A 26,994-nucleotide genomic window follows, 5' to 3' on the forward strand; every position below is an offset into this window, starting at 1 on the left:
AGGATTCTGTATGCCCAACGTCGCGACCTACGATCGACCCCGTAAAAACTCAAGGGACACCAATGCAATGTCATCGTCCAGCGCCGAGTCGGTAAAGCGGTCAAGCTCGCCCAAGACCTTACCGCAGATGCCCGATACGCCCTCACCCGAAACAGAGAGTAGAAGGTCGCGCAGGCGTTGCTCGCCAAAGAAAGCACCCGAGCGGTCGCGTGCTTCGATCGTTCCGTCGGTATACATAAACAGCATGTCACCAGGATCGAACGTAAACACGCCCGTCTCGTACACCATGCTCTCAAAGGCACCGATCACGCCCGATTGGCACCCAAGGAGCTCCACTTCTCCCCCGCAGGTCTCTCCTCCGCCATGCGGCGTCGACGACGGCCTAATGACCATAGTGGGAGGATGTCCCGCAGAGCAATAGGTAGCGCGGCCCGCTTTAAGATCAATCTTGGCGATAAACGCCGTCACAAACGTCTCGACCCTCGAAAAGCCCATGAGCATGCTATTGAGCGAGCGGGCCATGCGAGCGGGTCCCGCACCCTCCCAGGCATAAGCCGTCAACGCCGTCTTGACGAGCGCCGACATCGACGCCGCCTCAATTCCTTTGCCGGAGACATCGCCCAATATCATAACGGCGCAATCGTCGGGAAGACGGATAAGCGTATAGAAGTCACCACCGACCAACGCCGAATTCGTTGCCGACAGGTATACCGAATCGGTTGCGATGCCCGGAACGTCGCTGAGCGAATTTCTCATGCCAATCTGAAGCGTCTGAGCGATATGACGCTCTTCACGCTTTTGAGACTCGCCCTCATAGATCAGCTCAAAGTCGTGTGCCAAATGCACCATGTAGTCGTATTCAAGGTCGTCGATTGGCTCCTGGCTGCCATCACGGAGCAGCAAAACGCGCCTCGTCGGTCCCTTGGCGATATCAGCGGGCACGATTGCATCGTTGCTTCGCGTACCATCCGCCTCCGAGTGGCAGCGCCCCGCCTCGATACCGGAGTCGACATAAAGTCCCTGACACGGCAGGCCGTGGGCTCTCAACCATGCGCCCATAGTCGTGGATTCGTCCACGCGCGTAAGGCGCACGTGCTTGAGGTCGTCGGCGCTCGTCCCACCCAGCACCGATGTCTCAAATCCATCGGAAATTGCCCCCAGGCGCGCCGCCGGCGTCGTGACAGAAAAGAAGAGTGACTCCGGATCGCCCGGCAATGCCACACGACTGCCGCCTTCAAAATCGATGACATAGGTTCCGAGGCCCGCATCATACTCCACGGGGCAGAAATGGCAACTGAGCACAGCGCAGATTTCGGTCGACACCGCACGCGAGGCGGCAATAGGATCATCGAGATAGGCAAACAACTCATCGCGCAGCACGTTGAGAGAACGGCCAAGCTCTGCCGTGCGACGTGAACGTAGACTCGATGCCATGCCGACTAGTTGGATGGAGAGGTAATCGCAAATGACCTCGAGCACGTTGACATCATAGGCAAGCGGCGCCTGCGGACGTTTCCAACCGACCTCCAACACACCGAGCACCTGAGTGCCATAAAACACGGGAAGACATATCTCGCTGCGGTATGGAGGCATATCTTGCACGCGTAGCAGGTGCTTAGAACGATTGTCCAGGTCCATAAACATACCCGAGGCAACCCTATCGCCCTCGAGGTCCTGCTGAATCGACAGGCGGCAGGCACGAGCCTCACGGAGCACATACGTCGGGATACCTGCACCATACGGCATAAACTCGGGCAGGTAGCTGTCATACAACTCCTTGGAAACACCGCGAAGCTTAAAACCGCCGCTCTCAGAAAAATAGATGGCAGCACCCGAGGCATCGAGGGTTCCTACAAGCTGGTTCAAAACGGTATCCAACAAACTAGGCAGCTCATCGGAGCCCACCGTGCTCATAATGACCGACAACGTGCCCGAGAGGCGCTTATTCGCCACTCTGAGCTCCGAAAGCGCACGCTTGAGCTGACGGTCATGCGAATACTGCTCTTCGATACTATGGAGCGCCACGAGAACACGCGGCGCACGGCGGCCAAAGATACGAGGCGGCGTAACCGAGCCGGCACAAACTAGGACGGGAATAAAGGAGCCGTCACTTAGCTTAAGCATCAACTCGCTCTCGGTACCATTGGTCTCAAAAGGAAGACGATGTTCTGTCGCGCGTTCAAATGCTGACGAGTACAAGAGATCTTTAACGTCCCCGTTGATCACATCGGAACGTTCCTCGCAGATCAAGTCGAGCAAGCGATTGTTTACATGCAAAATGGTTCCGTCGAGCTCGCAGATAATGACAGCATCGCTCGTAATATCGACCAATTGGGCAACGTCAACCCACTCATTGCGCTCAAGCGTTTCCATCGTGAACCTCACCGTCTATCGGTAACAAAAAAGCCTCCGAAGAGGCTTCTCAAATGCGATGGTGTCGGAGGCGGGACTTGAACCCGCATGACCAAAAAGCGGTCACTAGCACCTCAAGCTAGCGCGTCTGCCAATTCCGCCACTCCGACATGCTATATTGTTGATTCGCAGTTCGTTTTGTTGGACCCGCGCTTTCAACGAGGAAGATAATAACCTATGATTCGAGAACTGTGCAAGCACTTTTTTCAAAAAAGTTTACGAATTTGAAAATGCGCAGGTAGATCTATATGTCCGGGCCGGAATGGGGGCAACTTCCCAACGCGTCCTCGGGCATGCGGTACATTTTGATTCGCGCTTCGCGCTACAAAATGTACCGCCCCCTGCGGAATGCGTTGGGAAGTTGCCCCCATTCCGGCCCTACAGCCACATACTCCAAGTACGATTCTCAAACATATACTGGGGCTGATGCAAATTTGGTGGCTCGGCTTTGCCGAGCCCTTATATAAGGAGGCCGGAGCTAAAGCTCCGGCCTCGCTCAATTTCTTATTAGGTTAAGTGAGCGATCAAGGAATCGCCCCCCCCTGCAGTGGTAACACAGGGCCCGTACTGGACTTAGTTTTCAGAACATTCCGCAGACCAAGAAACCCCCTTATCCGCAGCTCCGAAGGAGCAGGATAAGGGGGTTTCCATGGTCGAGGACGTTCTGAAAACTAAGTCCAGCACGGGCCCGGACGAAAACAACCGACTACAGGTCGATATGCGATTCCTTAATCGGGAACGGCTCGGCGAAGTGGCAGGCGCAGCAGTGGCCCGGAGCAACTTCCCTAAACTCGGGAAGCTTCTCGGAGCAGATGCCCTGCGCGATCGGGCAGCGCGTGTGGAAACGGCAGCCAGTCGGCGGATCCAGCGGTGACGGCGGATCGCCGGCAAGGATGATGCGCTTACGAGACTTTTGGATATCCGGATCGGGAACCGGCACGGCAGACAGCAGCGACTGCGTATACGGGTGGTGAGGCTCGCTATAGAGCGTCTTCCAGTCAGAAACCTCGACTACCTTACCCAGATACATAACGGCAACGCGATCGGAGATGTGCTGAACGACGGACAGGTCGTGGGCGATAAACAGATACGCCGTACCAAACTTGTCCTGCAGTTCCTTAAGCAGGTTCAGAACCTGGGCCTGAATGGACACATCCAGAGCGGATACCGGCTCGTCACAGATAATCAGCTTGGGCTTCAGTGCAAAGGCGCGGGCAATGCCGACACGCTGACGCTGGCCACCCGAGAACTCATGAGGATAGCGGTTGATGTGCTCGGGGTTCAGTCCGACAACGTCGAGAAGCTCGCGGACGCGCTCAATGCGCTCCTCCTTGGTTCCCACGCCGTGAATGGTCATGGGTTCGGAGACGATCTCGCCGATGGTCATGCGAGGATTCAGCGAGGCATAAGGGTCCTGGAAGATAAACTGCATCTCGCGACGCATATCCTTGATCTCATGCTTGCTCATTTCGGCAACATCTTTACCCTGGAAGAACACCTTACCGGCGGTCGGCTTGGTCAGGCGCATGATGGTGCGACCCGTAGTGGACTTACCGCAACCAGACTCACCAACCAGACCAAAGGTCTCACCAGGATAAATCTCAAAAGAGATGTCGTTTACAGCAGAGACGACGCGCTTGGAAAAACGCTTGGCGAACATGCCGGACTCTGCGGAGAACTCCTTAGAGAGGTGCTCGACCTTCAGTAGCGGAGTGCGCTCGTTATTGTCTGCCATTTACGCCTCGCCTCCCTTCTTGGAATCCTTACGCGTGCGGGACGTCTCAGGGGCGTTCTTGAGGAACTCGGGGTCACCGGAATAATGGCACGCAGAATAGTGGCCGGACTCGGTGACAAAACGCTCGGGGCGCTGCTTGCGGCACTTATCGGTCGCATAGGGGCAACGAGGCGAGAACACGCAACCCTCGGGCAGGTTCATGAGCGAAGGCGGGTTGCCGTGAATCGGCGTAAGCGGCTTCTTCTCATCGATGGCCTGCTCCGGGATGGAGCGAATCAGGCCCCAGGTATAGGGGTGACGGCTCTCGTAGAAGATTTCCTCAGCAGTACCGAACTCGACGGGACGGCCGGCGTACATAACCATGATCTTGTCGGCCATATCGGCGACAACACCCAGGTCATGGGTAATCATGATGATGGCGTTGCCGTTCTTCTCCTGCATTTCCTGCATAAGCTCAATAATCTGAGCCTGAATGGTAACGTCCAGGGCAGTCGTGGGCTCGTCGGCAATCAGAATATCGGGATCGCAGGCAAGGGCCATGGCAATCATGACGCGCTGACGCATACCACCAGAAAACTGGTGCGGATACTCATTGACGCGTTTCTCGGGCTCGGGAATGCCAACGAGGTCCAAAAGCTCGGTGGCGCGCTTGAGCGCCTCCTGCTTGGAGTAGCCACGGTGCAGACGAAGGCCCTCACCCACCTGCTTGCCGATCTTATAGACCGGGTTCAAGGAAGTCATAGGATCCTGGAAGATCATCGCGATATCGTTGCCACGAATGTGCTGCATCTCTTCCTCGGTCATCTCGAGGATAGAACGACCGCGATAGCGAACGTCACCGCCCTCAATCTTTCCCGGAGGCATCGAGATAAGACCCATGATGGTCATGGCGGTCACGGACTTACCGGAGCCGGACTCACCGACGACACCCAGGGTCTCGCCACGATCGAGCGTGTAGGACACACCATCGACAGCGCGAACGACGCCATCCTCGGTGTGGAAATACATCTTAAGGTCATCAACCTCGAGCAGATGCTGGCCCTCGGGAACCGGCTGGTCCTTCAGGTCCACATAGTTCTTGTTCTTCTTCATCCTTATGCGTCCTTCATCTTGACGTCGAGGGCGTCGCGCAGACCGTCACCCAGCAGGGTGAAGGCGAGCACCGTCGAGAGAATTGCCAGACCGGGCATGATCATCATCCAGGGAGCAGTCAGAAGATACTGCTGGCCGTCCTGAATCATGGAGCCCCACGAAGGCGTAGGCGGAATAACGCCCATGCCGAGGAAGGACAGAGCGGACTCGGTCAGAATGGCGCCACCAATGTTCATAGTCGCGTAGACCACGATGGAGGCAACGGAGTTCGGGAAGATGTGACGCACGACGATACGAGCATCAGATGCACCCATCGCGCGCGCAGCGTCAACATAGTCGTTTTCCTTGACCGTCAAGATCGCGGATCGGAAGACGCGCGCAATCGAAGGCCAGCCAAGAATACCGATGGCGATAAAGACGTTCTGAAGACCACGGCCGATAACGGCGATCATGGCGACAACGAACAGCACGTACGGGAACGCAAGGAAGATGTCCGCACAGCGCATGATGATCGTATCCCAGATGCCGCCGTAGAAACCGGCCAGAGCGCCCATGACCAGACCAATCACCGTGGAGATCGCAGTGGCCATAATGCCGACGGACAGCGAAACGCGTGCACCGTAGATAACGCGGACGAGAATGTCACGGCCAAGGGAGTCGGTGCCAAACGGGTGCTCTGCACACGGAGCCAGCAGCGACGTCTCGGCCATGGTGGTCGAATCGGAAGCCGTCGGCGAACCGAGCCAGGGCTTAGCCCACAGATCTGCGGTCAAGGCAACCACAACGACGATAATGATCCAGCAGACACCGATAACGGCGAGCTTGTTCTTACGAAGACGCTTAAAAGCGTCGCCCCACAGCGTGCGAGACTTGGCGGGAGCAGATGCGGCCATGGTGGCGGTAGCCTGCTCCTGAGACTGAGAATCAGTTTCCTGCATGAGACGTACCTCCCTTAGGCCTTATCCGACGGACCGCCAAGGCGGATGCGCGGGTCGAGGAATGCATAGCTAATGTCGACGAGCAGGTTGATCACCATGACGACGACGACGATGAGGGTAACGCCGCCCATAACGATGGGCCAGTCACGCATGCTAATGGCGCGATAGACCTCATAGCCGATACCGGGCCAGTTAAAAACCGTCTCGGTCAGGATGGCGCCCGAAAGCATGGCACCGAAGTCGACACCAATATAGGTAACGACGGGGATGAGCGCATTCTTAAGCGCATGCTTGATGATGATCGCGCGATTGGAGAGACCCTTGGCCTTTGCCGTACGGATGTAATCCTGGCTCATGACGTCAAGCAGCTGCGAGCGCATAATGCGGGCGGCATAAGCGGTCGAAACCGAAGCCAGCGTAATGGTCGGAAGCACATAGTGCATCCAATCCTGATACTGAGAACTGGAACCACCGGCACCCGAGATCGGCATGGAGAATGCACCGCCCGTGGCGTCCTTGAGAATGACGCCAAAGAACAGCTGCAGCAACATACCGAGCCAGAAGGCCGGGACGGCAACGAGGATCGACGTGGTGAGCGTTACCAAAATATCCCAGAAGGAATAACGCTTTACCGCCGAAATGATACCCGCACCGATACCCATGATTGCCTCGAGTACGATGGCGCACGCGGCAAGTTTGACCGTATACGGATACTTCTGGGCAAAGATTTCCGTAACCGGCAGCTTGCGCTGATAGGAATTACCCAGATCGCCATGAAGCAGGCCGTTCATGTAATAGAAGTAACGGTCCACGAGCGACGTTTGAACGGGGTCGCCGTTCTCGTCAAGGATCGCGTTGCCGTCCTCGTCCGATTGGACCAGGTGATAGCGGACGCGAAGCTGAAGCTCCACCTCGGGGGACAGAGCCTTGTCTCCACCGATCAGCTTGATCGGATCTCCCGGCACGATATTCTGGAGGGCGAACAGAATCAGCGTAACGCCCAAAAATACCGGGATGAACTGAAGCACACGTTTAACGATGTACTTACCCATACCACTCCCCTATCTAGGGATTAACTTAAATGGGATGCCGATCGCCAGACCGGCATCCCAAAATTACCATCAGCCAGTTTACCCCAGGTTAGGGAGAACTGTATGTTTCCCATGAGGTCTACGTAAATACTTGACCCTCACGGAAGCTGCAAAACTCTTAGGCGAGCTCAGCGGTACCCAGATCGGCGTGCTTCTGCGGATCGACATAGAGGTACTTGATGCGATCGGAGCCGGCGATGGTGTGCGTGTAGAACATCAGCGGGATGACCGGGCAGTCAGCAGCGACCATTGCGTCGGCCTCCTGCATCTTAGCGACGCGCTCTTCGTCGTCAATCGTGGTACGGGCCTCGTCGACCTTGGCGTCGAACTCGGGGTTGTTGTAACCAGAACGGTTGTCGCCACCGAGGGAGTCGGAGTGGAACAGCGGATACAGGAAGTTGTCCATGATCGGGTAGTCGGCAATCCAGCCCAGACGACCGAACTGATAGTTGAGGTTCTGGTACTGCTCGAGCAGGGCAGACCACTCGGGGGTATCGGAGACGGCGGTAACGCCAACCTTGGCAAGGTCACCGATGATGGACTCCATGATCTCCTTGTGGCCACCGTCCTGGTTGTAGGACAGAGTCACGTTAATGCCACGATCGCCGTTGGCGTCAGCGGGAGCAACCTTGTCGAGGTACTCGTTAGCCTTGTCGACGTCGTAGGCGCAGAACTCCCATGCGCCCTCCTTGTAGCCATCGATGCCCGGAGGAACAATGCCGTCAGCGGGGGTGCGGGTACCCTTGAAGATGGTCTTGCAGATGGCCTCACGGTTGATGGCCAGGGAGATACCCTTACGCAGATCGGCGTTGTTGAACGGCTCGGCCGTGGTGTTGCAGGTCAGGTAGTAGGTGGAAGGCTCGGCACCGAGCAGCATGCGCTCGCCGTCGCCCATGGTGTAGCCGTCCTTGGACTCGCCGCGATCCTTCTTGGCGGCGTCGATCTGGGCAACGGGAACGTCGCAGATGTCAAGGTTACCGGCCTGGAACTCCTTGTAAGCGGTCTCCACGTCCTTGATGACCTGGAAGTGGATGCCATCGATTTTGGCCTTGTCGCCATAGTAATCGTCGAACTTCTTGAGGTTGATCTCCTGACCATCCTCCCACTTGCCGTCCATCATGAACGGGCCGTTACCGATCGGGGCAAGGTAGAAGCTCTTGACATCGGACTCGGCGCACTCGGGAACCGGGGACAGAGCCGGATGAGAGGCGACGAAGGGGAAGTCGGCGTAAGCGGAAGTCAGCTTGACGACGAGGGTCTCATCGTCAGGGCAGGTAACACCGCTGAGCTCAGTAGTGTTACCGGCAAGCAGATCGTCATAGCCCTCGACCATGGAAAGGTGATAGGAGACCTCGGAAGGACCATACTCTTTAGCGACAGCGGACTTGGTGCTGACCAGACGCTCCCAACCGAGCTTGAAGGACTTGGAGGTAACGTCATCACCGTTGTGGAACTTGGCCTTCTTGATCTTGAAGGTAAACTCGGTGGCGTCGTCGTTGGCCTCGAAGGACTCGCAAGCCAGCGGAACGATCTCGCCCTTCTCGGCGTCATAAGAGGTCAGAGCGTCAAAGAGCTGGTACTCGACCTGAGTGCCCTGGTCCTCCTGGACATTGTAGGGGTCGATGCAGACCGGGTTATTGATGTAGAAGTTCAGCGTCGAACCGGACTCAGAACCGGAAGCGTCGCCGCCCTTCTTGCCGCATGCGGCAAGAAAAGCCATGGAGCTCGCAGCAAGGGTACCGCCGACAAAGGCTCGACGACCCATAACGGGCTGGTGGAACATAGAATCAGCCATGCCATCCTCCTTATGAGATAGGACAAAGAAACGTTCAGTCGGACATATGTCGAGACAATCCGATCCGAACTATCGAAACGCCGCCCGTTGCTATGGCTGGTTATGCACAACAGGCCAACGTTTTCAATACAGTAGCGCATTTTATGCACGGTTTGGGGCTAATTCCGGTTAACGGTCGAGAATTTCTTTAGTTGGGCGCAGTATGTGGTGATATTCTGGCTCTGTTACAAGTCTGTAAACAAAAAGGGCCCCGTACATGCGGGACCCTTTTTAATTTTTTTATGCGACTCGTGCTTAGTAGCCCACGATGCCCTGCGGGAAGAAGAACATGCAGAGCACGACGCACACGGCAAACACGACAGCCATGATGACGGTCAGGCGGTCAAGGTTCTGCTCCATAACGCCCGTGGCAGAGCTGGAGTTATACAGCGAGCTGGCAATCATATCCGAAACGCCGGTGCCCTTACCGGAATGCATCAGGACGAGAATCGTCAGCGCCACGGCAGAGACAGCCCAAACTACAAACAGCAGAATCTGAAACGGACCCATAGAGAAGCTCCTTAATAGAACAATTCAAACTCCAGTACTGTACCACAACCCCCGACACTCCCCACCTGCCATTTGGGGACGAGGTAGAAATGGCAGAAATACCAAAAAAAGGGGGGTTGCCCGAATATGGTCAACCCCCTTGCAAAGAAACGCTTGGCGTTTTCTCTTAGGCCTCGGTCGCGAGCACGCGGCCCGTCATCTCGGCGGAAGGCTCCAGACCAGCCATGGTGAGCATAGTCGGGGCGATATCGGAAAGTCGACCGTCCTCGATACCGGTGAGCTGTGCCTTCTCATCAACGATGATGAACGGCACGCGGTTGGTGGTGTGAGCCGTAAACGGATGCTTGGAACCGTCGGAAGCAACGTCAAACATGTGATCGGCGTTGCCGTGGTCGGCGGTAATCAGCGCAAAGCCGCCCTTAGCGAGAATCGCCGGGACAACCTTGGACAGGGCATCGTCAACAGCCTCGACGGCCTTAACGGCCGCGTCGAAGACACCGGTGTGACCAACCATGTCGCAGTTCGCGAAGTTCACGATGTAGAAATCAGCGCGGTCCTCGTTGATGGCAGCGACGAGCTTCTCGGTAACCTCGGGAGCGCTCATCTCGGGCTGCAAATCGTAGGTAGCAACCTTGGGGGAAGCGACGAGCACGCGCTCCTCGCCCTCCTTGGGCTCCTCGATGCCGCCGTTAAGGAAGAACGTCACGTGGGCGTACTTCTCGGTCTCGGCGGTGTGCAGCTGCTTCAGGCCATTGGCTGCGATTACGTCGGCCAGAACGTTCTCGGGGAACGTCTTGGGGAAGGCGACCTCGACGTCAAACGTCGGATCGTATTCGGTCATCGTCACAAAGTGCGAGAGCTTGATCTGCTCGCGCTCAAAGCCGTCGAACTCCTTGTCCGTGAACACGCGGGTCATCTGACGAGCGCGGTCGGGACGGAAGTTGAAGAAGATGGCCGCGTCGCCCTCGTGGATGCCCTCGTTGTGGGCAGCGAACGGCTCAACGAACTCATCGCCGCGCGGATCCTTCTCGTAGTAGGCCTTGATACCGGCAACGGGGTCGGTATCGGCATCGGACGCATTGACCATGGCGTCGTAGGCGCGCTCGATGCGCTCCCAACGGTTGTCGCGGTCCATGGCCCAATAACGGCCCGAGACGGTAGCAACGCGAGCGTCGCAACCAGTCTCCTCGGAGATCTTGGCCAGGAAGGCGCAGAACTCGCTCATGTAGCCGGCACCGGACTGCGGATCGACGTCGCGGCCATCCATAAAGGCGTGAACGCGAACGGTCTTAATGCCATACTGGGCAGCCATCTTGACCAGGGCCTCGACATGGTTCATGTGAGAATGAACACCGCCGGGGCTCATAAGGCCCATGAGGTGCAGGGTCTTGCCCTCGGCCTTGACGTCATCCATAGCCTTGACGAAAACCTCGTTCTTGGCGATGGAGCCGTCCTTGATGGCGTTATTGATGCGCGAAAGCTCCTGAAACACGATGCGGCCGGCACCGATGTTGAGGTGACCCACCTCGGAGTTGCCCATCTGGCCGTCGGGAAGGCCCACGTCCTCGCCCGAAGCACCGAGCGTGGTGTGAGGATACTTCTCGTACAGGCTATCGAGGAAGGGCGTCTTGGCGGCAGCGACGGCGTTCTCGCCGTCGGCCGGAGCCAAGCCGCAGCCATCCATGATGATTAGGAGTGCAGGAAGATGACGCTGTGCCATATGCCCTACTCGCCTGCCTTGACGACCATAGAGGCGAAGTCGGCAGCCTTGAGCGAAGCGCCGCCCACGAGGGCGCCGTCAACGTCGGGCTTGGCAACAAGCTCAGCGATGTTGGCGGGCTTGGCGGAGCCACCATAAAGAACGCGGATGCCGTTGGCGAGCTCCTCGCCGAACATCTCCTTGAGGGTCTCACGGATAGCGCCGCAGACCTCCTGAGCGTCCTCGGCGGTAGCGGTCTTGCCGGTGCCGATGGCCCAGATGGGCTCGTAGGCGACGACGAGCTGCTTGGGGCAGGTGATCTCAAGACCCTCGAGACCAGCCTTGACCTGGTTCACGACATGCTCGACATAGGTGCCGGCCTCGCGAACCTCAAGGGACTCACCGCAGCAGAAGACGGGAACAAGACCGGCGGCAACGAGAGCCTTAGCCTTCTTGTTCTGGTCCTCATCGGTCTCGTGGAAGTAGTCACGACGCTCGGAGTGGCCGATGATGCAGTAGGTGCAGCCAGCGGACTTGAGCATGTCGCAAGAGGACTCACCGGTGAAGGCACCCTTGGCCTCCCAGTACACGTTCTGTGCACCGAGGGCGATGGGGGCAGCCTGAATGCGGTCATGAACCGTAGTAATGTCGATGGTCGGAGGGCAGACGAGCACCTCGACGCCAGCCGGAACCTCGGGCAGAGCCTGGGCCAGCTCGTCGGCGAGCTTGGCAGCCTCGGCGACGTCGTTGTTCATCTTCCAGTTACCAGCGATAAGAAGGGTGCGATTAGGCATCGAGAAGCGCCTCCACTCCGGGCAGGGCCTTACCCTCGACGAGCTCCATGGAAGCGCCACCGCCGGTGGAGATCCAGCTCATCTTGTCGGCCAGGTTAAACTTGTTGACGGCTGCGACGGAATCGCCACCACCGATGATCGAGGTGCAATCAGCCTCGGCGACAGCCTCGGCGATAGCCTGGGTGCCGTGAGCGAAGTTGTCGAACTCAAAGACGCCCATGGGGCCATTCCAGAATACGGTCTTGGCGCCCTTGACGGCCTCGGCGTAGAGCTCCTCGGTCTTGGGGCCGATGTCCATGCCCTCACGGTCGTCGGGGATAGCGTCGGAAGCGACAACCTCGGGGACAGCGTCCTCGCCAAAGTGGTCGGCAACACGGTTGTCGATGGGGAGCAGGATCTTGACGCCCTTCTCCTCGGCCTTCTTGAGCATCTCGCCAGCGCGCTCGACCCAGTCCTCTTCCTTGAGGGACTGACCGACGGTCATGCCCTGAGCCAGGAAGAAGGTATAGGCCATGCCGCCACCGATAATCAGGGTGTCGGCGGAGTCGATAAGGTGATCGAGAACGCCGATCTTGGAGGAAACCTTGGAACCGCCGACGATGGCGACGAAGGGACGCTCGGGCTCGGCGAAGATACCGGTCAGCGTGTCGACCTCCTTCTCCAGAAGGAAGCCAGCGACTGCGGGCAGGTAAGCGGCGGGACCCACGACGGAACCCTGGGCGCGGTGAGCGGTACCGAAGGCGTCGAGGACGAAGACGTCGCCATAGGAAGCGAGGGTCTTGGCGATCTCGGGATCGTTCTTCTTCTCACGCTTGTCAAAACGGACGTTCTCGAGAACGAGGACCTTGCCCGGCTCGACGGCAGCGACGGCCTCGGCGGCCTTCTCGCCATAAGTGTCGGCGACAAAAGCAACATCGAGACCAGAGAGCTCGGCGAGCTTCTTGGCGACGGGCTCGAGGGAAAGCTCGGGCTGGAAGCCGGTGCCCTCGGGACGGCCGAGGTGGCTCATGAGGATAACGCGAGCATTGTGCTCAACGAGATAGTTGATGGTGGGCAGGGCAGCCTTGATACGGGTGGTGTCGCCAACGACGCCATCCTTGATAGGCACGTTGAAGTCAACGCGGACGAGAACGCGCTTGCCGTCGACATCGATGTCGCGGACGGTCTTCTTGGTAAAGGCCATGTTTGCTTCTACCTTTCGTACGTGTCTGCCTCCCATTACGGCAGACGATTTCTTATAAAAAGGGCGCGACCTTAGGGTGTAAGCCCTATAAGGCCGCGCCCTTTTTTAGACGCTCAACGAGCTATTCGCTAAAAGCCAAATTAAGCAACGAACTTCTCGAAGTACTTGATGGTGCGGACCATCTGAGAGGTGTAGGAGTTCTCGTTGTCGTACCAAGAGGTAACCTGAACGAGGGTCTGGCCGTTGCCGAGGTCAGAGCACATGGTCTGAGTGGCGTCGAAGATGGAGCCATGGGTCTCGCCGATGATATCGGTGGAGACGATGTCGTCCTCGTTGTAAGCGAAGGTCTCGGAGATGGTGGCAGCGTAGGCCTTCATAGCGGCGTTGACCTCGTCGGCGGTAACCTTCTTGTCAACGACAGCGTAGAGGTTGGTGAGGGAGCCGGTCGGCGTCGGGACGCGCTGGGCGGCACCGATGAGCTTACCGTTGAGCTCGGGGAGAACCAGGCCGATAGCCTTGGCAGCACCGGTGGTGTTGGGGACGATGTTGACGGCGCAGGCGCGGCTACGACGCTTGTTGCCCTTGCGCTGCGGGCCGTCGAGCGGCATCTGGTCGCCAGTCCAGGCGTGAATGGTGGTCATGATGCCGGACACGATGGGAGCGAAGTCGTTCAGACCCTTGGCCATCGGGGCGAGGCAGTTGGTGGTGCAGGAAGCAGCGGAGATGATGTTGTCCTCAGCGGTCAGCGTCTCATGGTTGACGTTGTACACGATGGTGGGCAGATCGCTGCCGGCCGGAGCGGAGATGACGACCTTCTTGGCACCAGCGTTGATGTGGGCCTGAGCCTTAGCCTTGCTGGTGTAGAAGCCAGTGCACTCGAGAACGACGTCGACGTCGAGGTCGCCCCAAGGCAGGTTGTTGGCGTCGGCCTCCTTGTAGATCTTGATCTCCTTGCCGTCAACGGTGATGGAATCCTCGCCAGCGACGACCTCGTGATCGCGAGCATAGTTGCCCTGCGTGGAGTCGTACTTCAGCAGGTAAGCGAGCATATCGGGAGAGGTGAGGTCGTTGATAGCGACGATCTCGGAGCCCTCATGACCGAACATCTGACGGAAGGCCAGACGACCGATGCGACCGAAGCCGTTAATAGCAACCTTTACTGCCATTGTGTCTCCTTTCGTAAGGCCCCCGCAAGCTACAGCGCCCGCCGTTGAGGCCCACAAACTAACCACTCGCCTAATATACCTTTTTTTTGACTTGAATTTCACGAGAATGCTCGAAATTGAAAATCAAATTTGCTTTAAAACGTTTTAAAGCATAAAACAGCAGTTCAAGTACTATATAAACTGCCGCTTTAAACTACCTGTTCGCTTCAATGAGCTTTTCAAGACGCAAAACACGGTGATATAGGGCCGACTTTGACAAAGGAGGGTCGGCCATCTCCCCCAAATCTCGCAGTGAGAGATCGGGGTAGCGCTCGCGTAAGTCACAAAAGGCCGCCAAGGCATCCGGGAGCGCATCGCGCATGCCGCGTCGCTCAAGCTCCTCGATAAGCGCGAGCTGATGTTGGGCAGCGCCGGCGCTTCTCGTCTGGTTGGCCAGCTCAGCATTCACGCGACGATTTACGTCGTTTTTCACCAACTTGACCGCACGGGCTTCCTCGATTTCGGCAACGCTGCGCTTGGCGCCAATCAATTTGAGCAAATGCTCAATCTCCTCGGCGCTCTTGATGTACACGGCATATGATCCTCGCCGGGCGTTGACGCGTGCATGAACCCCGACCTGCTCCAACAGGTCGCAAAGCCCCTTGGCGTATTGTTCGCCCTGCACCGCAATCTCCAGGTGAAAATCGCCACGCGGGTCTGCCACAAAGCCGCCGGCAATCAAAGCGCCGCGAATGTAGGCGAGCCTGCAGCAGGGCCGGACGACGATATGGCGCGGCACACCGGCGACGAGCCCTCCCCTGCGGTCGAGAATGCCCAGCAGAACCAAAGCCTTATCGAGGTCGGGCTGGTCGGGCAAGGTGATGAGATAGTTTCGCACCTTATGCAAGACCGACTTGCGAACGGTAAACTCCGTTTTGAGCTTGAGGATGCGGTGCGTCAGCGTAATCATCGTGCGTGCAACGGCACCCGTCTCGGTCGCAACCGTCAAACGGTACCGACCAGAGCCCGCCAGCGAAAGCGTGCCACTCACACGTGTAAGTGCGGCAAGTGTCGACAGATCGCAATATTCACATTCGGGTTCGCAGCGCGCAAGCTCGTCACGCACCTCGGCGGTAAACGACATTCAAACCTATGCTTTCGTGTTGGCACGCGACAAGTCGCGGTGAGAAATGCTCACGTGATACTGAGCACCTTCCAGGTATCGGGCCGTAGCCTCTGCAATGGCAACGCTGCGGTGCTGGCCGCCCGTACAGCCGATGGCAATGGAAAGCTGCGGCTTGCCCTCCGCGATATAACCCGGCATGACCGTATCGAGCAACTGCGTCCAAACCTTCCAGAACTCCTGCGTCTTGGGATGGTCCAGGACAAAGTCGGAGACCTTCTTATCGAGGCCGGTCAACGTGCGCATCTCGGGGTCGTAGAATGGATTAGGTAGGAAGCGAACATCGATCATGATGTCTGCCTCGACGGGCATACCATGCTTAAAGCCAAATGAGAAGACGTGGACGTCCATGAGCTGCTGGTCGGACAGCTCTGAAAAAGCCGCACGCAGCTTATTGCGTAAAGCAGAGGTACGAAGGCGGCTCGTATCGATGATCATATCGGCTCGGTCGCGCACGCCCTGGAGTTGTAAACGCTCGCGCTGGATGGCGTCGGCCGTGGTCTCCCCCGGCTTCGCAATGGGATGGCGGCGGCGGTTTTCGCTGTAGCGGCGAATCAGCACCTCATCAGATGCATCGAGAAACACAATGTCACAGCTCATCTCGCGCTCTTCCAAGGCGGCAACGGCGTCAAGCAGCTCATCAAACAGGCCTTGGCTGCGAAGGTCACAGGTAACAGCAAGATGTCTACCCACACCCGTATTGATGCCAACAAGCTCTGCGAGCTGCGCAATCAGGCGCGGAGGCAGGTTGTCGATACAAAAATAGCCCATGTCCTCAAACACATGCATGGCTTGCGTTCGGCCCGATCCGGACATTCCGGTGATGATGACGATATCGGGAATGCGCTCCGTGCGCTCCGCCGCATCCATGGCATCTCCCTTTTGCATGTGCTGCCTCCTAAAATAAGCGCAGGACCCGGCCAGCGGATCCCGCGCGATCAATTGCCTTAGTTGAGTATACCGCCCCAAGCGGATACGAGGCCCGTCTTACGCCTCAAGCGCAGCCTTGAACCAACTCGTAATACTTGTGGGGTGCGTAATGGCAGTGCCAACGACAACGGCCCAGGCGCCGGCGTCAATCGCGGCGCGAGCCTCCTCGGGCGTATGCACACGACCCTCGCAAATAATGGGAAGACCGGGGAACTCCTCGGTTGCCTGGCGCAAAAGCGGCAGGTCGGGGCCGTCTGCCATGGTGCAATCGATGGCGGCGACGCCATGCGAAAGCGTAGTGGAAACCAAATCGAAGCCCATGTCGACCGCGCGGCGGATATCCTCGATCGTGGCGCAGTCCGCCATCAGAAGCACGCCCTCCTCGTGCAGCGGACGAAAAGTGTCCTCGAGCGACTTGCCATCGGGGCGCGGACGATCGGTGGCGTCAATCGCCACGATGTCAGCACCGGCAGCAACGCAGGCGCGGGCGTGACGCAGCGTCGGCGTGATGTAAACGCCCTCGTGTCCATCCTTCCACAGGCCGATAACAGGAACCTCACAACGACCCTTAATGGCAGCAATGTCGGCAAGGCCCTGGCAACGAATGGCGGCGGCGCCACCGAGTTCGCAAGCGCGAGACATTTGAGCCATGGTCTCGGGCGTACGAAGCGGCTCGCCCATATACGCCTGAACGCTCACGATGAGCTTACCCTTCAGGGATTGAATTAAAGGATCGACGGTCATAAGGCTATAACCTTTCTCAGAACAGCCTCCCGAGGCGTGTCGTCTCGGGAGGCTCCTACAGCAGATACGTTTACTTTAACGAGGCAAGAAGATGCTCGGCGGCACCGATAAGCGGTGCGTCGCCCTCCAGAGAACCGATGAGGATCGGCGTGTCCTGAAGCGGATCGAGCGCTTGGCTGGCATAGCCCTCGTGTACCGAATCCTTCCACGTCTGCGAACGCCAATCGGGTCCCTGGTGAATTACGCCACCCGAAAGCACGATGACCTCTGGATCCAGAATGTTGGCGAGCGAGCCCAAGCTAGCGCCCAATGCAAAGCCGGCATCGTGGATGACCTCGGTCGCCTTTGCGTCACCCGCGCGGCACAGGTCGTTCACGTCGCGGCCAACCGAGGGACGGCTGGGGTCAACACGACCGAAGCGCTCGTCGTACATGCGCCCAATCGACGTACCCGAAGCCACCGACTCCAGATGGCCGGAACGCCCGCAGGCGCAGGGAATGCCGGCGGCAGCCGAGCACTCGATGTGGCCCATATGGCCGGCAGCACCATGGAAGCCCTGCATCACGCGGCCGTTCTCGACATATGCGCCTCCGATACCCGTACCGATGCCCAGACACAAGACGGAGAACTTGCCCTTGCCGACGCCCCAATGGGCCTCACCCAGAGCATGAGCCTGCACGTCGCCTACAACGGCAACGGGAAGACCGAGGTCCTCGCGCAGACGCGGCCCCAACTGAACGCCGGACCAGCCGGGCATGATCTCGTTGGCATACGCGATGGCGCCCGTCTTGGGATCGACGACGCCAGCGGCACCGATACCGACGCCAAGGACCTCGACATCGGGATTCGCCTCGAGAGCGGCCTTGATGGACGCCTCGATACGCTGGAAGACGGCCTCACCGCCCTCTTGGGCCTCGGTGGGAACCTCAGCCTCAAATACGGGATGAGGCACGCCGCCATCAGCCGGATATTCCATAATGGCGGTCGCAATCTTGGTGCCACCGATATCAACGGAGCAGATGTACTTGTTCTCCATGTCGCTCTCCTTAGGAGATAAAAACAACTACAGGAAATAAAGGCGGTGTTATCGCCGCAGCTTGCTAAAGGCTTCCCGAGTGCCCGGGGTTGGGGTGAAAGCGGTCGGGCATTGACCTAATGGGTCACGCTCGATCGCTTGAGCCCCAAGATCGGGTGCCCGGGAAAGCTTTACAGGAGACCGTTGTCCTGGAGGACCTTCCTAATCGCCTCGACATTCTCGCCGGTCATGGCCTTCACCGGGCGCGGCATGGTCGGGCTGTCGAAAATGCCCATGAGGTTCATAGCGGTCTTGAAGGCGCCAACGCCACCGGCATAGCCCTGGACGCCCGAGGTGACGTCCCAGATGTGCGAAATCTCATTGAGGCGATCCTGCTCGGCTTTGACGGTAGCCCAGTCACCAGCCTGAGCGGCCTTCCACTGACGCACGTAGCCCTCGGGCTCAACGTTGGCGAGACCCGGGACAGAGCCGTCGGCGCCACCAAGGTAGGCACCGTCGACGACGACCTCATGGCCGGTGAGGATGCTCATCGGATGGCCGTTCTTCTCGTTCTCCTGAACGAGGTAGCGGAACGAGACGTCGTCACCCGAGGAATCCTTGACGCCAGCAAGGACGCCCTCGGCGCCGAGCTTTGCAAGGAGCTTCCAGGGGAGCTTGGTGTGAACGCACACGGGAATGTCATAGGCAAAGATGGGCAGGTCGAGCTCCTCGTGCAGGATGCGGAAATGCTCCTCGACCTCGGTCATGCCCTGCAGGGCATAGAACGGGCAGGTGGCGACGAGCGCATCGGCGCCCAGCTCCTGAGCAACCTTACCGTGCTCAATCATGCGCTCGGTCTCGGTATCGATGATGCCGACCAGAACAGGAACGCGGTGGTCGACGATTCGAACGGCCTCGGCGATGATCTGTCGACGACGCTCGTCGGTGGAGAAAACGACCTCACCCGAAGAGCCCAGGAAGAACAGGCCATCGACGCCGGCGTCGATCATGCGGTTGATGCTGCGCTCAAAGGAGGCAACGTCGAGCTGGTGATCTTCGGTATCGGGAACAACGACGGGAGGAATAACGCCGGTGAATTTCTGAGTTGCCACAAGAATCTCCTTAGTTGTCTGGCGGGTGGCCCTATGCCGCCCACTCTTGTTGGCAGTGTCCAGGCCGTCTAGGCCAAAGAACACAGGTAGAACGCTTGGTTAAAGAAGTCGACGACTTCGTTTTCGAACGCATTGATGCGTTCGTGAGCATATTTGGCATAGATAATATGCCTCCGGTCACACTCAAGACCGTTGAATACGGCAAACTGGCCCTTGGGATCGCTCACGGCATCCATGAGCGATGTACCCATAAGTACCGATCCGCGCACCCGAGACGACAGCGCTTCGAGGCCGCCGGGAAGCGGATTGGCAACCGCCGTGCAGGCAAGGCCCCGCTCGTCCAGAGCAGAAACCGCCAGCGCGACTCCACCGCCAAGGCCCTCGCCCCATGCAAAGATGCGGTCGGGGTCCATGCCGTCAAGATTGCGCGCGACCTTTGCCATTGCACAGCCCCAGCGGACGCGTTCAACAAAAACGGGCGAGGTAACCCCCTGCTTCAGCTCGCTGAGCCCAATCACATCGTCGTCCAGCGCAAGCACGGCATATCCCATGGCGGCAAACCTCGTCATGTGATGCCATCCACGTACGGGTCGGTCGATGTCATGAAACATCAGGCATAGCGGCACAAGCTCGGATGCCCGGGCACAACCTGAGGGCTCAATCAAACGGCCGTGTACGACTTCCCCGGCAAGTTCAAAGGAAACCTCGGAGTAGCGCGCGCACGGATTGGCGAAATCAATCGCCGTGACAGTCAGTCCGCAAACCTCAAGGTCCGAAGCGGCTGCCTCCAACTCGGAAACATCCGCCAAGGCATCGCCGCGCCAATCACGGAAATCGGAGAGCCTTGACGAAACCGTCCCAGAGATCCCCGCAAGCTCGGGGTCAATCAGCTCATTGACATTGCTCTCGCACTTAGACATGAGCCTCCCCTTCCTTGCAGAAAAACGGAATGATCAGATCGTCAAAATCCTGAATCTCCTCGTGGCCAAAACCCTCAAAGAACTCATGGCGCTTCTCACAGGTCAGGTTGTTGTAGACCGCAAACTGCGTCGCCGGTGGACAGACGATATCAGCCGTTCCCGTGCCAAACAGCACGGGGCATTTGACCATGGGGGCAAAGTTCTTGGAATCGAAATACGCCAGCTTGGCATAGGCTTCGTCAATACGAGTCGAGTCCTCGTCAAACCAGCGAGACCAATAGCGCAGGCCCTCGTAGGCAATGTCGTCGGCATCCAAATCCCAGACCAGGCGGAAATCCGACAGGAAAGGATAGAGGATGGCGGCACGATTGATAAGCTCGCTGTTAAGCGCGCAGGTCGCAATGCCCAAGCCACCGCCCTGCGACGCACCGTTCACAAAAACACGGGCAAGATCGATGCCCTCGAGCTCGCGAACAATGCGGCACAGAATGCGGATATCCTGATGCAAGCGTACGTAGTAGAGATTGGCCGGGTCGCCGTCGATACCGGCAACGATATGCCCGGCAACCGTTGTGCCTTCAAATCCACCAATATCCTCGGAGGGGCCACCCTGACCGGGGCAGTCGAGGGCGACAAGCGCCATGCCCATACCCGCAAACGACGCCTGCTCGAACCAGCTGCGGCTTGCGCCCGGATAGCCGTGGAACTGTAGCACCAGCGGCACGGACTCGTCCGAAACCGGCTTGAGATACTTGGCATGCAGGCGGGCGCCACACATGCCCGTATACCAGAGGTCAAAAAACTGGCAGGTCGCAGTATCGGCAATCGATGCCGCCTCGACCGAATAGTCGATCTCGACGGCGTCAGCCTCGGCCATGCGGTCGTTCCAAAAGAGATCGAAATCTGATGGACGAGGCATGGCGCCCCGATAACCACCAAATTGCTGTTGTAGCTCCTGAGCGCTTGGCATGGCTCGTGAACCCAACCTTTCGAAATCGCAACGAGGGTGCGCCCGGCAAGGGAGCCGGGCGCACAGGAGGGAAAGCGAACCTACTCGCCAAGCTTGGGGTGCAGCAGCGACGGCGCAGCACCGAGCAGCATCTTGGTGTAGGGGTCCTGCGGGTTCTGGAAGACCTGCTTGGCCTCGCCCTGCTCGACGATCTTGCCGCCGTTCATGACGATGATGTCGTCAGAGATGTAGCGGACCGTCTGGATGTCATGGCTAATGAACACCATGGCCAGGCCGAGCTCCTTCTTAAGATCGGTCAACAGGTTGAGGATCTGCGCGCGGACCGAAACGTCCAGAGCCGAGGTGGGCTCGTCGGCGATGATGGCGTCAGGGTTCAACGACAGGGCACGGGCAATTGCCACGCGCTGGCGCTGACCGCCCGAAAGCTGGCCGGGAAGAACCTCGGCGGCAGAGCTGGGCAGACCGGTGAGTTCCAGAAGTTCCTTAACGCGCTTCTCCTGCTCGGCCTCGGTACCCAGGTTGTGGACGCGCATGGGATCGAGCAGCTGCTCACGAACGACCATGCGAGGGTTGAGTGCCGTCGCGGGGTTCTGGAACACGACCGAGATGACGCGGCCCATGTGACGACGATCCTCGGCAGTACGCTTGGTGACGTCCTTGCCCTTAAAGTAGACCTTGCCACTCGTGGGGGCCTGCAGGCCGCACATGACATTAGCAGTGGTGGACTTGCCGCAACCGGACTCGCCGACGATGCCAATCGTCTGACCGGGCATGAGCTTAATGGTCACGCCTTGGACGGCATGAACCAGATTGGGGTGCAGGATCGAACCGGTACGGGTCCTAAAGGTGACGTGGACATCGTCAAGGAAGATAATCGGCTCGACGCCGTTGACCGCAGTCTCGCTCATCTACATCACCTCCGCATGAGGGGTCAAACCATTTGCCTTGAGCACCTCATCGGGGAGCTCGGAATAGAAGTGCTCGGTGCCGGGCACGCGCTTGAAGACCGGACGGGTGTCCAGGCCGATGTGCGGATGGCTTGAGCGGGGCGCGAAGCGATCGCCCTTGGGGAAATCGCGCGGGCTGGGGACGGCGCCGGGCACCTGGTGCAGGCGGCCCGAACCGCTCTCGATGGACAGAACGGAGCCCAGAAGACCGCGGGTGTACTCGTGAATCGGGTTGGTGAGCAGCTCCTTGGTGGGCGCCTGCTCGATAACCTGACCGGCGTACATAACCGTGATGTTATGGGCGACCTCGGCGACCAACGCCAGGTCATGCGAAACGAAGATCATGGCAAAGCCGAGCTTGGCCTGAAGATCGTTGAGCAGCTTAATGACCTGCTTTTGGACGGTAACGTCCAGAGCGGTCGTGGGCTCGTCGCAGATGACCAGCTTGGGGTCGCGGGTAAGGGCCATAGCGATCAGAACGCGCTGACGCTGTCCACCGGAAAGCTCGTGCGGATAGCTCTCGAGCGTGCGCTTGGGGTCGAGGCCGACGAGCTCCAGGAGCTCCTCGGCGCTGCGGGTGCCGCCGCGCTTGGTGAGCTGCTTCATCTGGGCGGAGATGAGCATAGAGGGGTTGAGCGAGGACAGGGCGTCCTGATAGACCATGGCGATATCGGTACCGCGCAGGCCGAACCACTCCTTCTTGCTCATCTTGAGCAGGTCACGACCCTCCCAGAGGACCTCGCCGGAAAGATGCTCGTCCTCATCGGTCAGGCCCATGATGGCCAGCGTGGTGATGGACTTACCGCAGCCGGACTCGCCTACCAGGCCCATGGTCTGGCCGGGACGGACGTCAAAGTTGACATGGTCGACCACGTTGATATCACCGTGGTGCTCAAACTGGATGCAGAAATCGCGGACCGAAAGAATCGGCTCAACGGACTCATCGGGCACATGGCGGTCGTTACGCTTGAGCTCGACATCGCGCAGGGCGCCAAGACGGGCGGACAGGGACTGGGCCTGCTCCTTGTAGGCGCGAACGGGGTCGGAGACCAGCAGGTCGGCCTCGCGGCGCTTGGAGGAATCGGTCGGATCCAGGGCGGCGGAAGGAGCAGCAGCCATAGCGTCGGTAATGCCCTCGGAGAGGATGTTGAGCGCCAGGCAGGTGATCATGATGGCCAGACCCGGGAACAGCGCCTGCCACCAACGACCGGCGAGTACGCCACCGCGGGCGTCGGCGAGGATGTTGCCCCACGTAGCAGTGGGCTCCTGGATGCCAGCGCCGATAAAGGTCAGCGAAGCCTCGAAGATGATGGCGTCGGCGACCAGGGTAACGGTGAAGACCATGATCGGGGCAATGCAGTTACGAAGAACGTGCTTGATCAGAATCCACGGAGCCTTGGCGCCGGAGACGATGACCGCGCGGACATAGTCCTCACCGTACTCGGATACGATGTTGGCACGCACGATACGGGCGATCTGCGGGGTATACATAAAGCCGATCGCAAAGATAATCGACGGCACGGAGTTGCCCAGGATGGAAACGAAGACGGCTGCGAGGGCGATACCCGGGACAGACATGATGATGTCCAGGATGCGCATAATCGTCTCGGAGACGGCCTTGCGCGAAACCGCAGCAAGAGCACCGACAACGGAGCCACAGACCAGAGCCATAGCGGTAGCACCAAAGCCGATGATCAGCGAGTAACGGCCACCATAGAGCATACGCGAAAGGATGTCACGGCCCTTGTCGTCGGTTCCGAAGATAAACCCGTTGCCGGGAGCCTGGCGAGCCGTAAAGATCTCGACCGGGCTATAGGGGGCAAGCAGGGGGGCAAGAATCGCAGTCAGGGCGACCAGCACCAGCACGATGGCGGCAATCTTAGAAGACAGCGTCATCTTCTTCCAGCCACCGAGCTTGAGCCCCTTGGAGGCAGCCTTCTCGAGCTGCTCGGTTTGCTTCTCTCGAATCTTTACCATAATCTACACCGTCCTGATGCGCGGGTTGATGAGCAGGTAGAGCATGTCAACCACGATGTTGATGATGATGAAGGCAAGAGCAACGACGATGACGACGCCCTGAACCAGGTTCGCCTCGTTGCCCTGAACGCCCTGCAGGATCGCAGTACCCATGCCGGGGAGGTTGAAGATGACCTCGATGACGACGGCGCCGCCCATGAGATAGCCAATCTTAAGACCGAGGGTGGTGACCGGGGTGATCAGCGCGTTGCGGAGAACGTTGATGCCGACGACGACCTTCTCGGGAACGCCGGCGCCGCGAGCCATACGGACATAGTCCTTGTCGAGCTCCTCGACCATGGCGGTACGCACGATACGAGTCATCTGACCCGTCAGCGGAAATGCCAAGGCGATGGCGGGCATGATCATGCGTCCCAGATAGCCAGCCGGATTCGTGGTGAAGTGCGGCAGGGCACCCGATGCCGGGAGCACCTTAAGGTAGGAAGAGAACAGCAGGATCAACAGAACGGCAAGCCAGAACGACGGGGTTGCCAAGCCGGCGATGGAAAAGACGCGGATCACTTGGTCCGGCCATTTATCGCGATACAGTGCCGCGATGACGCCGAGCAAAAACGATACGACCGCACCGATGGCAAGACCGATGAAGGTCAGCTGCATCGTGACGGGTAGGGCCGTGGAGATGCGCTTGGCAACGGAGTTGCGAGCAGCACCATAGGTGCCCATGTCGCCATGGATCAAATTGCCCATATAGCGCACGTAGCGCACGGGCCAGGGGTCGTCCAGACCATACTTCTCATGGTACTCGGCAACCGCCTCGGGCGAGGCACCGTCACCCAACGCCGTGTAGGCGGGGTCGGTCTTGGAGAACGACATAAGGAAGAACACCAGGACGGTGACGCCCAATGCCATGATCGGCAGCGCCACGAGACGCCTTCCAATCAAACGTAGAAAGTTGTTCACGTTCTCTCCCCTTTCTTTTGTCGGTAGGACCAACTGGTATATGAGTACGGACACTCATTACAAGACCCGAGCGACATCGTTGCCGCCCGGGTCTTTGTTTCAACTATGAGGATACGGTCCCAACGGCCGACATCCTGCATATAGACTCAAGCGAGTCTTACGCCTTGACGGTCGCGACACCCTTAAAGGACATGCTCGTCGTGCCGATGCCCTTGAAGCCATCGAGGGCCTCGCCGTTGGGCGCAGTGGACGGATCGTTCCAGGAAGCGGAGACGGTCTTAACGTGGACAACGGGGTACAGAACGGCGTTGTCGGCGATGATGTCGAAGCACTCGTTCCACTTCTTCTGCTGCTCGTCGCCCTCGGCGGCAAGAGCCTCGTCCATAAGGCCGTGGAGCTTCTGCCACTCAGCGGACTCCTTCCACGGGCAACGGGTCTGCATCCAGACGTTGTCGCCGTACCACCAGTTGAGCAGCAGGTCGGGGTCTGCGCCGAAGCAGGAAGGATCGCCAGGGGCAAGGAGGATATCGTAGGCCTCGCCGCCGTCGATGGCAGCATAGGTGGCCGGCGAAGTATCGGTCTGGATGGTCACATCGAAGCCGAGAGCGTCGAGGTCGTTCTTGACCTGGGCAGCCATGCCCTTGATCTGCTCGTTATCGGTGGTGCGCAGGGTAATGGCGCCCGGGGTGATACCGGACTCCTCGATAAGCTTCTTGGCCTTCTTGGCGTCGGTCTTGTACACCGTGGAGGCCTCATGATAGTTGGTGAAGCTCTTGGGCAGGTAGCAGCTGGCAGCGGTAGCAAGGCCGGCGAAGGTGTTGCTGATCATCTTCTCGGTGTCGAGCGCATACATGACAGCCTGACGGACCTTGACGTCGTTCCAAGGCTCCTTGGCGACGTTGAACATGATGAAGCGGGTGCCGAAGCCCTGGACGTTGTCGATCTTGCAGCCAGCGCCCTCGAGCTGGTCGACGGCGTCAGCGGTAACGAGCTCCATGACGAGCGTGGAGCCTTCCTGCTGAGCGGTGACGCGAGCGGTGGGGTCGGTCAGGATGCTGTACTGGATCTTCTTATCCTCGGCAGCATACTCACCGTTGTACTCGGGGTTGGGAACCAGGGTGATCTCGGTATCGGAGATAGAATCGTACATCCAGGGGCCGGAGCCGATCGGCTGCTTGGCGCGATCCTCCTCGCTCTGGGCGGCAGGAGTAACGCGAATGATGGCCAGACGATCCTTGAGCAGGGAGAAGTTGGGGACCTTGGTCTTGACCGTCACGGTGCTGGCATCCTTGGCCTCGATGGACTCGAAAGGCTGGAAGAACGGAGCGTAGGTGGCAGAAGCGGCGCAAGCGGTGTAGGAGGCGACGACGTCGTCAGCGGTAACCTCGGTGCCATCGGAGAATTTGGCGCCCTTGCGGATGGTGACCTCGAAGGTGGTGTCGTCCACGGACTTGGGATCATCGGTGGCGAGCTCGTTGAAAGTGCTGTAGTCGTGGTAATCGATGCCGTAGAGGCCCTCGATGACGTGCCAGTTAGCGCCCAGGCCCACGGCGGAGCCGGTGCTGGCGGGGTCGAAGCTGGACGGAGCGTAAGCGGAACCGGCGGTGATCACGCCGCCGCCACGGTTGGCGGAATCGGCGGGAGCGGAACCCTCGTCGCTAGAGCTGCCACCGCAGCCAGTGAGACCAAAGCCGGCGACAGCAGCGACGCTGCCGGTGAGGCCGAGGAACGAACGCCTGGACATACCCTTATTGATGATGGCCATGTCTTCTCCTATCAATAGAGAATCTTACCCGGGAGCAC

The 26,994-nt window shown here is 58.8% G+C and carries 22 protein-coding genes and 1 tRNA gene; all 23 read right to left on the reverse strand.

The window, feature by feature from the left end:
- Positions 1-27 precede the first annotated feature (27 nt).
- A complete protein-coding gene (locus ACTQ1E_RS01110; protein WP_441564412.1) occupies positions 28-2,373 on the reverse strand; it encodes a GAF domain-containing SpoIIE family protein phosphatase in 2,346 nt (781 codons plus the stop codon).
- A 59-nt stretch (positions 2,374-2,432) separates the two neighbouring features.
- Positions 2,433-2,522, reverse strand: a tRNA-Leu gene (locus ACTQ1E_RS01115).
- A gap of 596 nt (positions 2,523-3,118) precedes the next feature.
- Positions 3,119-4,147: an ABC transporter ATP-binding protein gene (locus ACTQ1E_RS01120; RefSeq protein WP_427795958.1), complete on the reverse strand. Its 1,029-nt coding sequence runs from the start codon at positions 4,145-4,147 to the stop codon at positions 3,119-3,121.
- Positions 4,148-5,239 carry an ABC transporter ATP-binding protein gene (locus ACTQ1E_RS01125; RefSeq protein ID WP_154517437.1) on the reverse strand — a complete coding sequence of 364 codons (1,092 nt, stop codon included), beginning with the start codon at positions 5,237-5,239 and terminating at the stop codon, positions 4,148-4,150.
- Positions 5,240-5,241: 2 nt separating this feature from the next.
- Positions 5,242-6,132: an ABC transporter permease gene (locus ACTQ1E_RS01130; RefSeq protein WP_370450642.1), complete on the reverse strand. Its 891-nt coding sequence runs from the start codon at positions 6,130-6,132 to the stop codon at positions 5,242-5,244.
- A 59-nt stretch (positions 6,133-6,191) separates the two neighbouring features.
- On the reverse strand, positions 6,192-7,229 hold the full coding sequence (locus ACTQ1E_RS01135; RefSeq protein WP_441068957.1) for an ABC transporter permease: 1,038 nt from the start codon (positions 7,227-7,229) through the stop codon (positions 6,192-6,194).
- A gap of 157 nt (positions 7,230-7,386) precedes the next feature.
- On the reverse strand, positions 7,387-9,063 hold the full coding sequence (locus ACTQ1E_RS01140) for a peptide ABC transporter substrate-binding protein (protein ID WP_441083172.1): 1,677 nt from the start codon (positions 9,061-9,063) through the stop codon (positions 7,387-7,389).
- A gap of 294 nt (positions 9,064-9,357) precedes the next feature.
- A complete protein-coding gene (gene secG, locus ACTQ1E_RS01145) occupies positions 9,358-9,612 on the reverse strand; it encodes a preprotein translocase subunit SecG (protein ID WP_006236144.1) in 255 nt (84 codons plus the stop codon).
- Positions 9,613-9,778: 166 nt separating this feature from the next.
- Positions 9,779-11,332, reverse strand: a complete 1,554-nt coding sequence (gene gpmI, locus ACTQ1E_RS01150) for a 2,3-bisphosphoglycerate-independent phosphoglycerate mutase (protein ID WP_441564413.1) — start codon at positions 11,330-11,332, stop codon at positions 9,779-9,781.
- Between the two features lie 5 nt (positions 11,333-11,337).
- Positions 11,338-12,105, reverse strand: coding sequence for a triose-phosphate isomerase (gene tpiA, locus ACTQ1E_RS01155; protein ID WP_441564414.1), 768 nt, complete (start codon positions 12,103-12,105; stop codon positions 11,338-11,340).
- Positions 12,098-13,288 (reverse strand): phosphoglycerate kinase, encoded by a 1,191-nt coding sequence (locus tag ACTQ1E_RS01160; protein WP_304212190.1) that lies wholly within the window; start codon positions 13,286-13,288, stop codon positions 12,098-12,100. Before ACTQ1E_RS01160 ends, tpiA begins: the two co-directional genes overlap by 8 nt.
- Before the next feature lie 140 nt (positions 13,289-13,428).
- Complete coding sequence (gene gap / locus ACTQ1E_RS01165; RefSeq protein WP_154517458.1) at positions 13,429-14,454, reverse strand: type I glyceraldehyde-3-phosphate dehydrogenase; 1,026 nt, start codon at positions 14,452-14,454, stop codon at positions 13,429-13,431.
- 193 nt (positions 14,455-14,647) lie between these two features.
- On the reverse strand, positions 14,648-15,577 hold the full coding sequence (whiA, locus tag ACTQ1E_RS01170) for a DNA-binding protein WhiA (protein ID WP_441564415.1): 930 nt from the start codon (positions 15,575-15,577) through the stop codon (positions 14,648-14,650).
- A 6-nt stretch (positions 15,578-15,583) separates the two neighbouring features.
- Positions 15,584-16,504, reverse strand: coding sequence for an RNase adapter RapZ (rapZ, locus tag ACTQ1E_RS01175; protein ID WP_427718645.1), 921 nt, complete (start codon positions 16,502-16,504; stop codon positions 15,584-15,586).
- 99 nt (positions 16,505-16,603) lie between these two features.
- Positions 16,604-17,290 (reverse strand): N-acetylmannosamine-6-phosphate 2-epimerase, encoded by a 687-nt coding sequence (locus tag ACTQ1E_RS01180; RefSeq protein WP_154517496.1) that lies wholly within the window; start codon positions 17,288-17,290, stop codon positions 16,604-16,606.
- 70 nt (positions 17,291-17,360) lie between these two features.
- A complete protein-coding gene (locus ACTQ1E_RS01185; protein WP_427728775.1) occupies positions 17,361-18,326 on the reverse strand; it encodes an ROK family protein in 966 nt (321 codons plus the stop codon).
- A 170-nt stretch (positions 18,327-18,496) separates the two neighbouring features.
- A complete protein-coding gene (locus ACTQ1E_RS01190; protein WP_427718650.1) occupies positions 18,497-19,417 on the reverse strand; it encodes a dihydrodipicolinate synthase family protein in 921 nt (306 codons plus the stop codon).
- Between the two features lie 68 nt (positions 19,418-19,485).
- Entirely contained in the window at positions 19,486-20,337 is an 852-nt protein-coding gene (locus ACTQ1E_RS01195; RefSeq protein WP_154517502.1) for an acetylxylan esterase, read from the reverse strand.
- Positions 20,330-21,307: an acetylxylan esterase gene (locus ACTQ1E_RS01200; protein ID WP_427718656.1), complete on the reverse strand. Its 978-nt coding sequence runs from the start codon at positions 21,305-21,307 to the stop codon at positions 20,330-20,332. The genes ACTQ1E_RS01195 and ACTQ1E_RS01200 overlap by 8 nt, the downstream gene beginning before the upstream one ends.
- Positions 21,308-21,387: 80 nt before the next feature.
- A complete protein-coding gene (locus tag ACTQ1E_RS01205; RefSeq protein ID WP_154517508.1) occupies positions 21,388-22,215 on the reverse strand; it encodes an ABC transporter ATP-binding protein in 828 nt (275 codons plus the stop codon).
- Positions 22,216-24,231 carry a dipeptide/oligopeptide/nickel ABC transporter permease/ATP-binding protein gene (locus tag ACTQ1E_RS01210; protein ID WP_154517511.1) on the reverse strand — a complete coding sequence of 672 codons (2,016 nt, stop codon included), beginning with the start codon at positions 24,229-24,231 and terminating at the stop codon, positions 22,216-22,218.
- A 3-nt stretch (positions 24,232-24,234) separates the two neighbouring features.
- The gene (locus ACTQ1E_RS01215) at positions 24,235-25,191 is read right to left on the reverse strand and encodes an ABC transporter permease (protein ID WP_370450641.1); all 957 of its coding nucleotides are present in this window, start codon (positions 25,189-25,191) and stop codon (positions 24,235-24,237) included.
- A 157-nt stretch (positions 25,192-25,348) separates the two neighbouring features.
- Complete coding sequence (locus tag ACTQ1E_RS01220; RefSeq protein WP_154517514.1) at positions 25,349-26,956, reverse strand: ABC transporter substrate-binding protein; 1,608 nt, start codon at positions 26,954-26,956, stop codon at positions 25,349-25,351.
- Positions 26,957-26,994 lie beyond the last annotated feature (38 nt).

It is taken from the genome of Collinsella sp. LCP21S3_C7, assembly GCF_052118485.1.
Classification (GTDB): domain Bacteria; phylum Actinomycetota; class Coriobacteriia; order Coriobacteriales; family Coriobacteriaceae; genus Collinsella.

Bases quoted from the DNA above. Each gene is read 5' to 3' on its own strand.
- ACTQ1E_RS01110 (WP_441564412.1), bottom strand. From the start codon at position 2,373: ATGGAAACGCTTGAGCGCAATGAGTGGGTTGACGTTGCCCAATTGGTC.
- ACTQ1E_RS01120 (WP_427795958.1), bottom strand. From the start codon at position 4,147: ATGGCAGACAATAACGAGCGCACTCCGCTACTGAAGGTCGAGCACCTC.
- ACTQ1E_RS01125 (WP_154517437.1), bottom strand. From the start codon at position 5,239: ATGAAGAAGAACAAGAACTATGTGGACCTGAAGGACCAGCCGGTTCCC.
- ACTQ1E_RS01130 (WP_370450642.1), bottom strand. From the start codon at position 6,132: ATGGCCGCATCTGCTCCCGCCAAGTCTCGCACGCTGTGGGGCGACGCT.
- ACTQ1E_RS01135 (WP_441068957.1), bottom strand. From the start codon at position 7,229: ATGGGTAAGTACATCGTTAAACGTGTGCTTCAGTTCATCCCGGTATTT.
- ACTQ1E_RS01140 (WP_441083172.1), bottom strand. From the start codon at position 9,063: ATGGCTGATTCTATGTTCCACCAGCCCGTTATGGGTCGTCGAGCCTTT.
- secG (WP_006236144.1), bottom strand. From the start codon at position 9,612: ATGGGTCCGTTTCAGATTCTGCTGTTTGTAGTTTGGGCTGTCTCTGCC.
- gpmI (WP_441564413.1), bottom strand. From the start codon at position 11,332: ATGGCACAGCGTCATCTTCCTGCACTCCTAATCATCATGGATGGCTGC.
- tpiA (WP_441564414.1), bottom strand. From the start codon at position 12,105: ATGCCTAATCGCACCCTTCTTATCGCTGGTAACTGGAAGATGAACAAC.
- ACTQ1E_RS01160 (WP_304212190.1), bottom strand. From the start codon at position 13,288: ATGGCCTTTACCAAGAAGACCGTCCGCGACATCGATGTCGACGGCAAG.
- gap (WP_154517458.1), bottom strand. From the start codon at position 14,454: ATGGCAGTAAAGGTTGCTATTAACGGCTTCGGTCGCATCGGTCGTCTG.
- whiA (WP_441564415.1), bottom strand. From the start codon at position 15,577: ATGTCGTTTACCGCCGAGGTGCGTGACGAGCTTGCGCGCTGCGAACCC.
- rapZ (WP_427718645.1), bottom strand. From the start codon at position 16,504: ATGCAAAAGGGAGATGCCATGGATGCGGCGGAGCGCACGGAGCGCATT.
- ACTQ1E_RS01180 (WP_154517496.1), bottom strand. From the start codon at position 17,290: ATGACCGTCGATCCTTTAATTCAATCCCTGAAGGGTAAGCTCATCGTG.
- ACTQ1E_RS01185 (WP_427728775.1), bottom strand. From the start codon at position 18,326: ATGGAGAACAAGTACATCTGCTCCGTTGATATCGGTGGCACCAAGATT.
- ACTQ1E_RS01195 (WP_154517502.1), bottom strand. From the start codon at position 20,337: ATGTCTAAGTGCGAGAGCAATGTCAATGAGCTGATTGACCCCGAGCTT.
- ACTQ1E_RS01200 (WP_427718656.1), bottom strand. From the start codon at position 21,307: ATGCCAAGCGCTCAGGAGCTACAACAGCAATTTGGTGGTTATCGGGGC.
- ACTQ1E_RS01205 (WP_154517508.1), bottom strand. From the start codon at position 22,215: ATGAGCGAGACTGCGGTCAACGGCGTCGAGCCGATTATCTTCCTTGAC.
- ACTQ1E_RS01210 (WP_154517511.1), bottom strand. From the start codon at position 24,231: ATGGTAAAGATTCGAGAGAAGCAAACCGAGCAGCTCGAGAAGGCTGCC.
- ACTQ1E_RS01220 (WP_154517514.1), bottom strand. From the start codon at position 26,956: ATGGCCATCATCAATAAGGGTATGTCCAGGCGTTCGTTCCTCGGCCTC.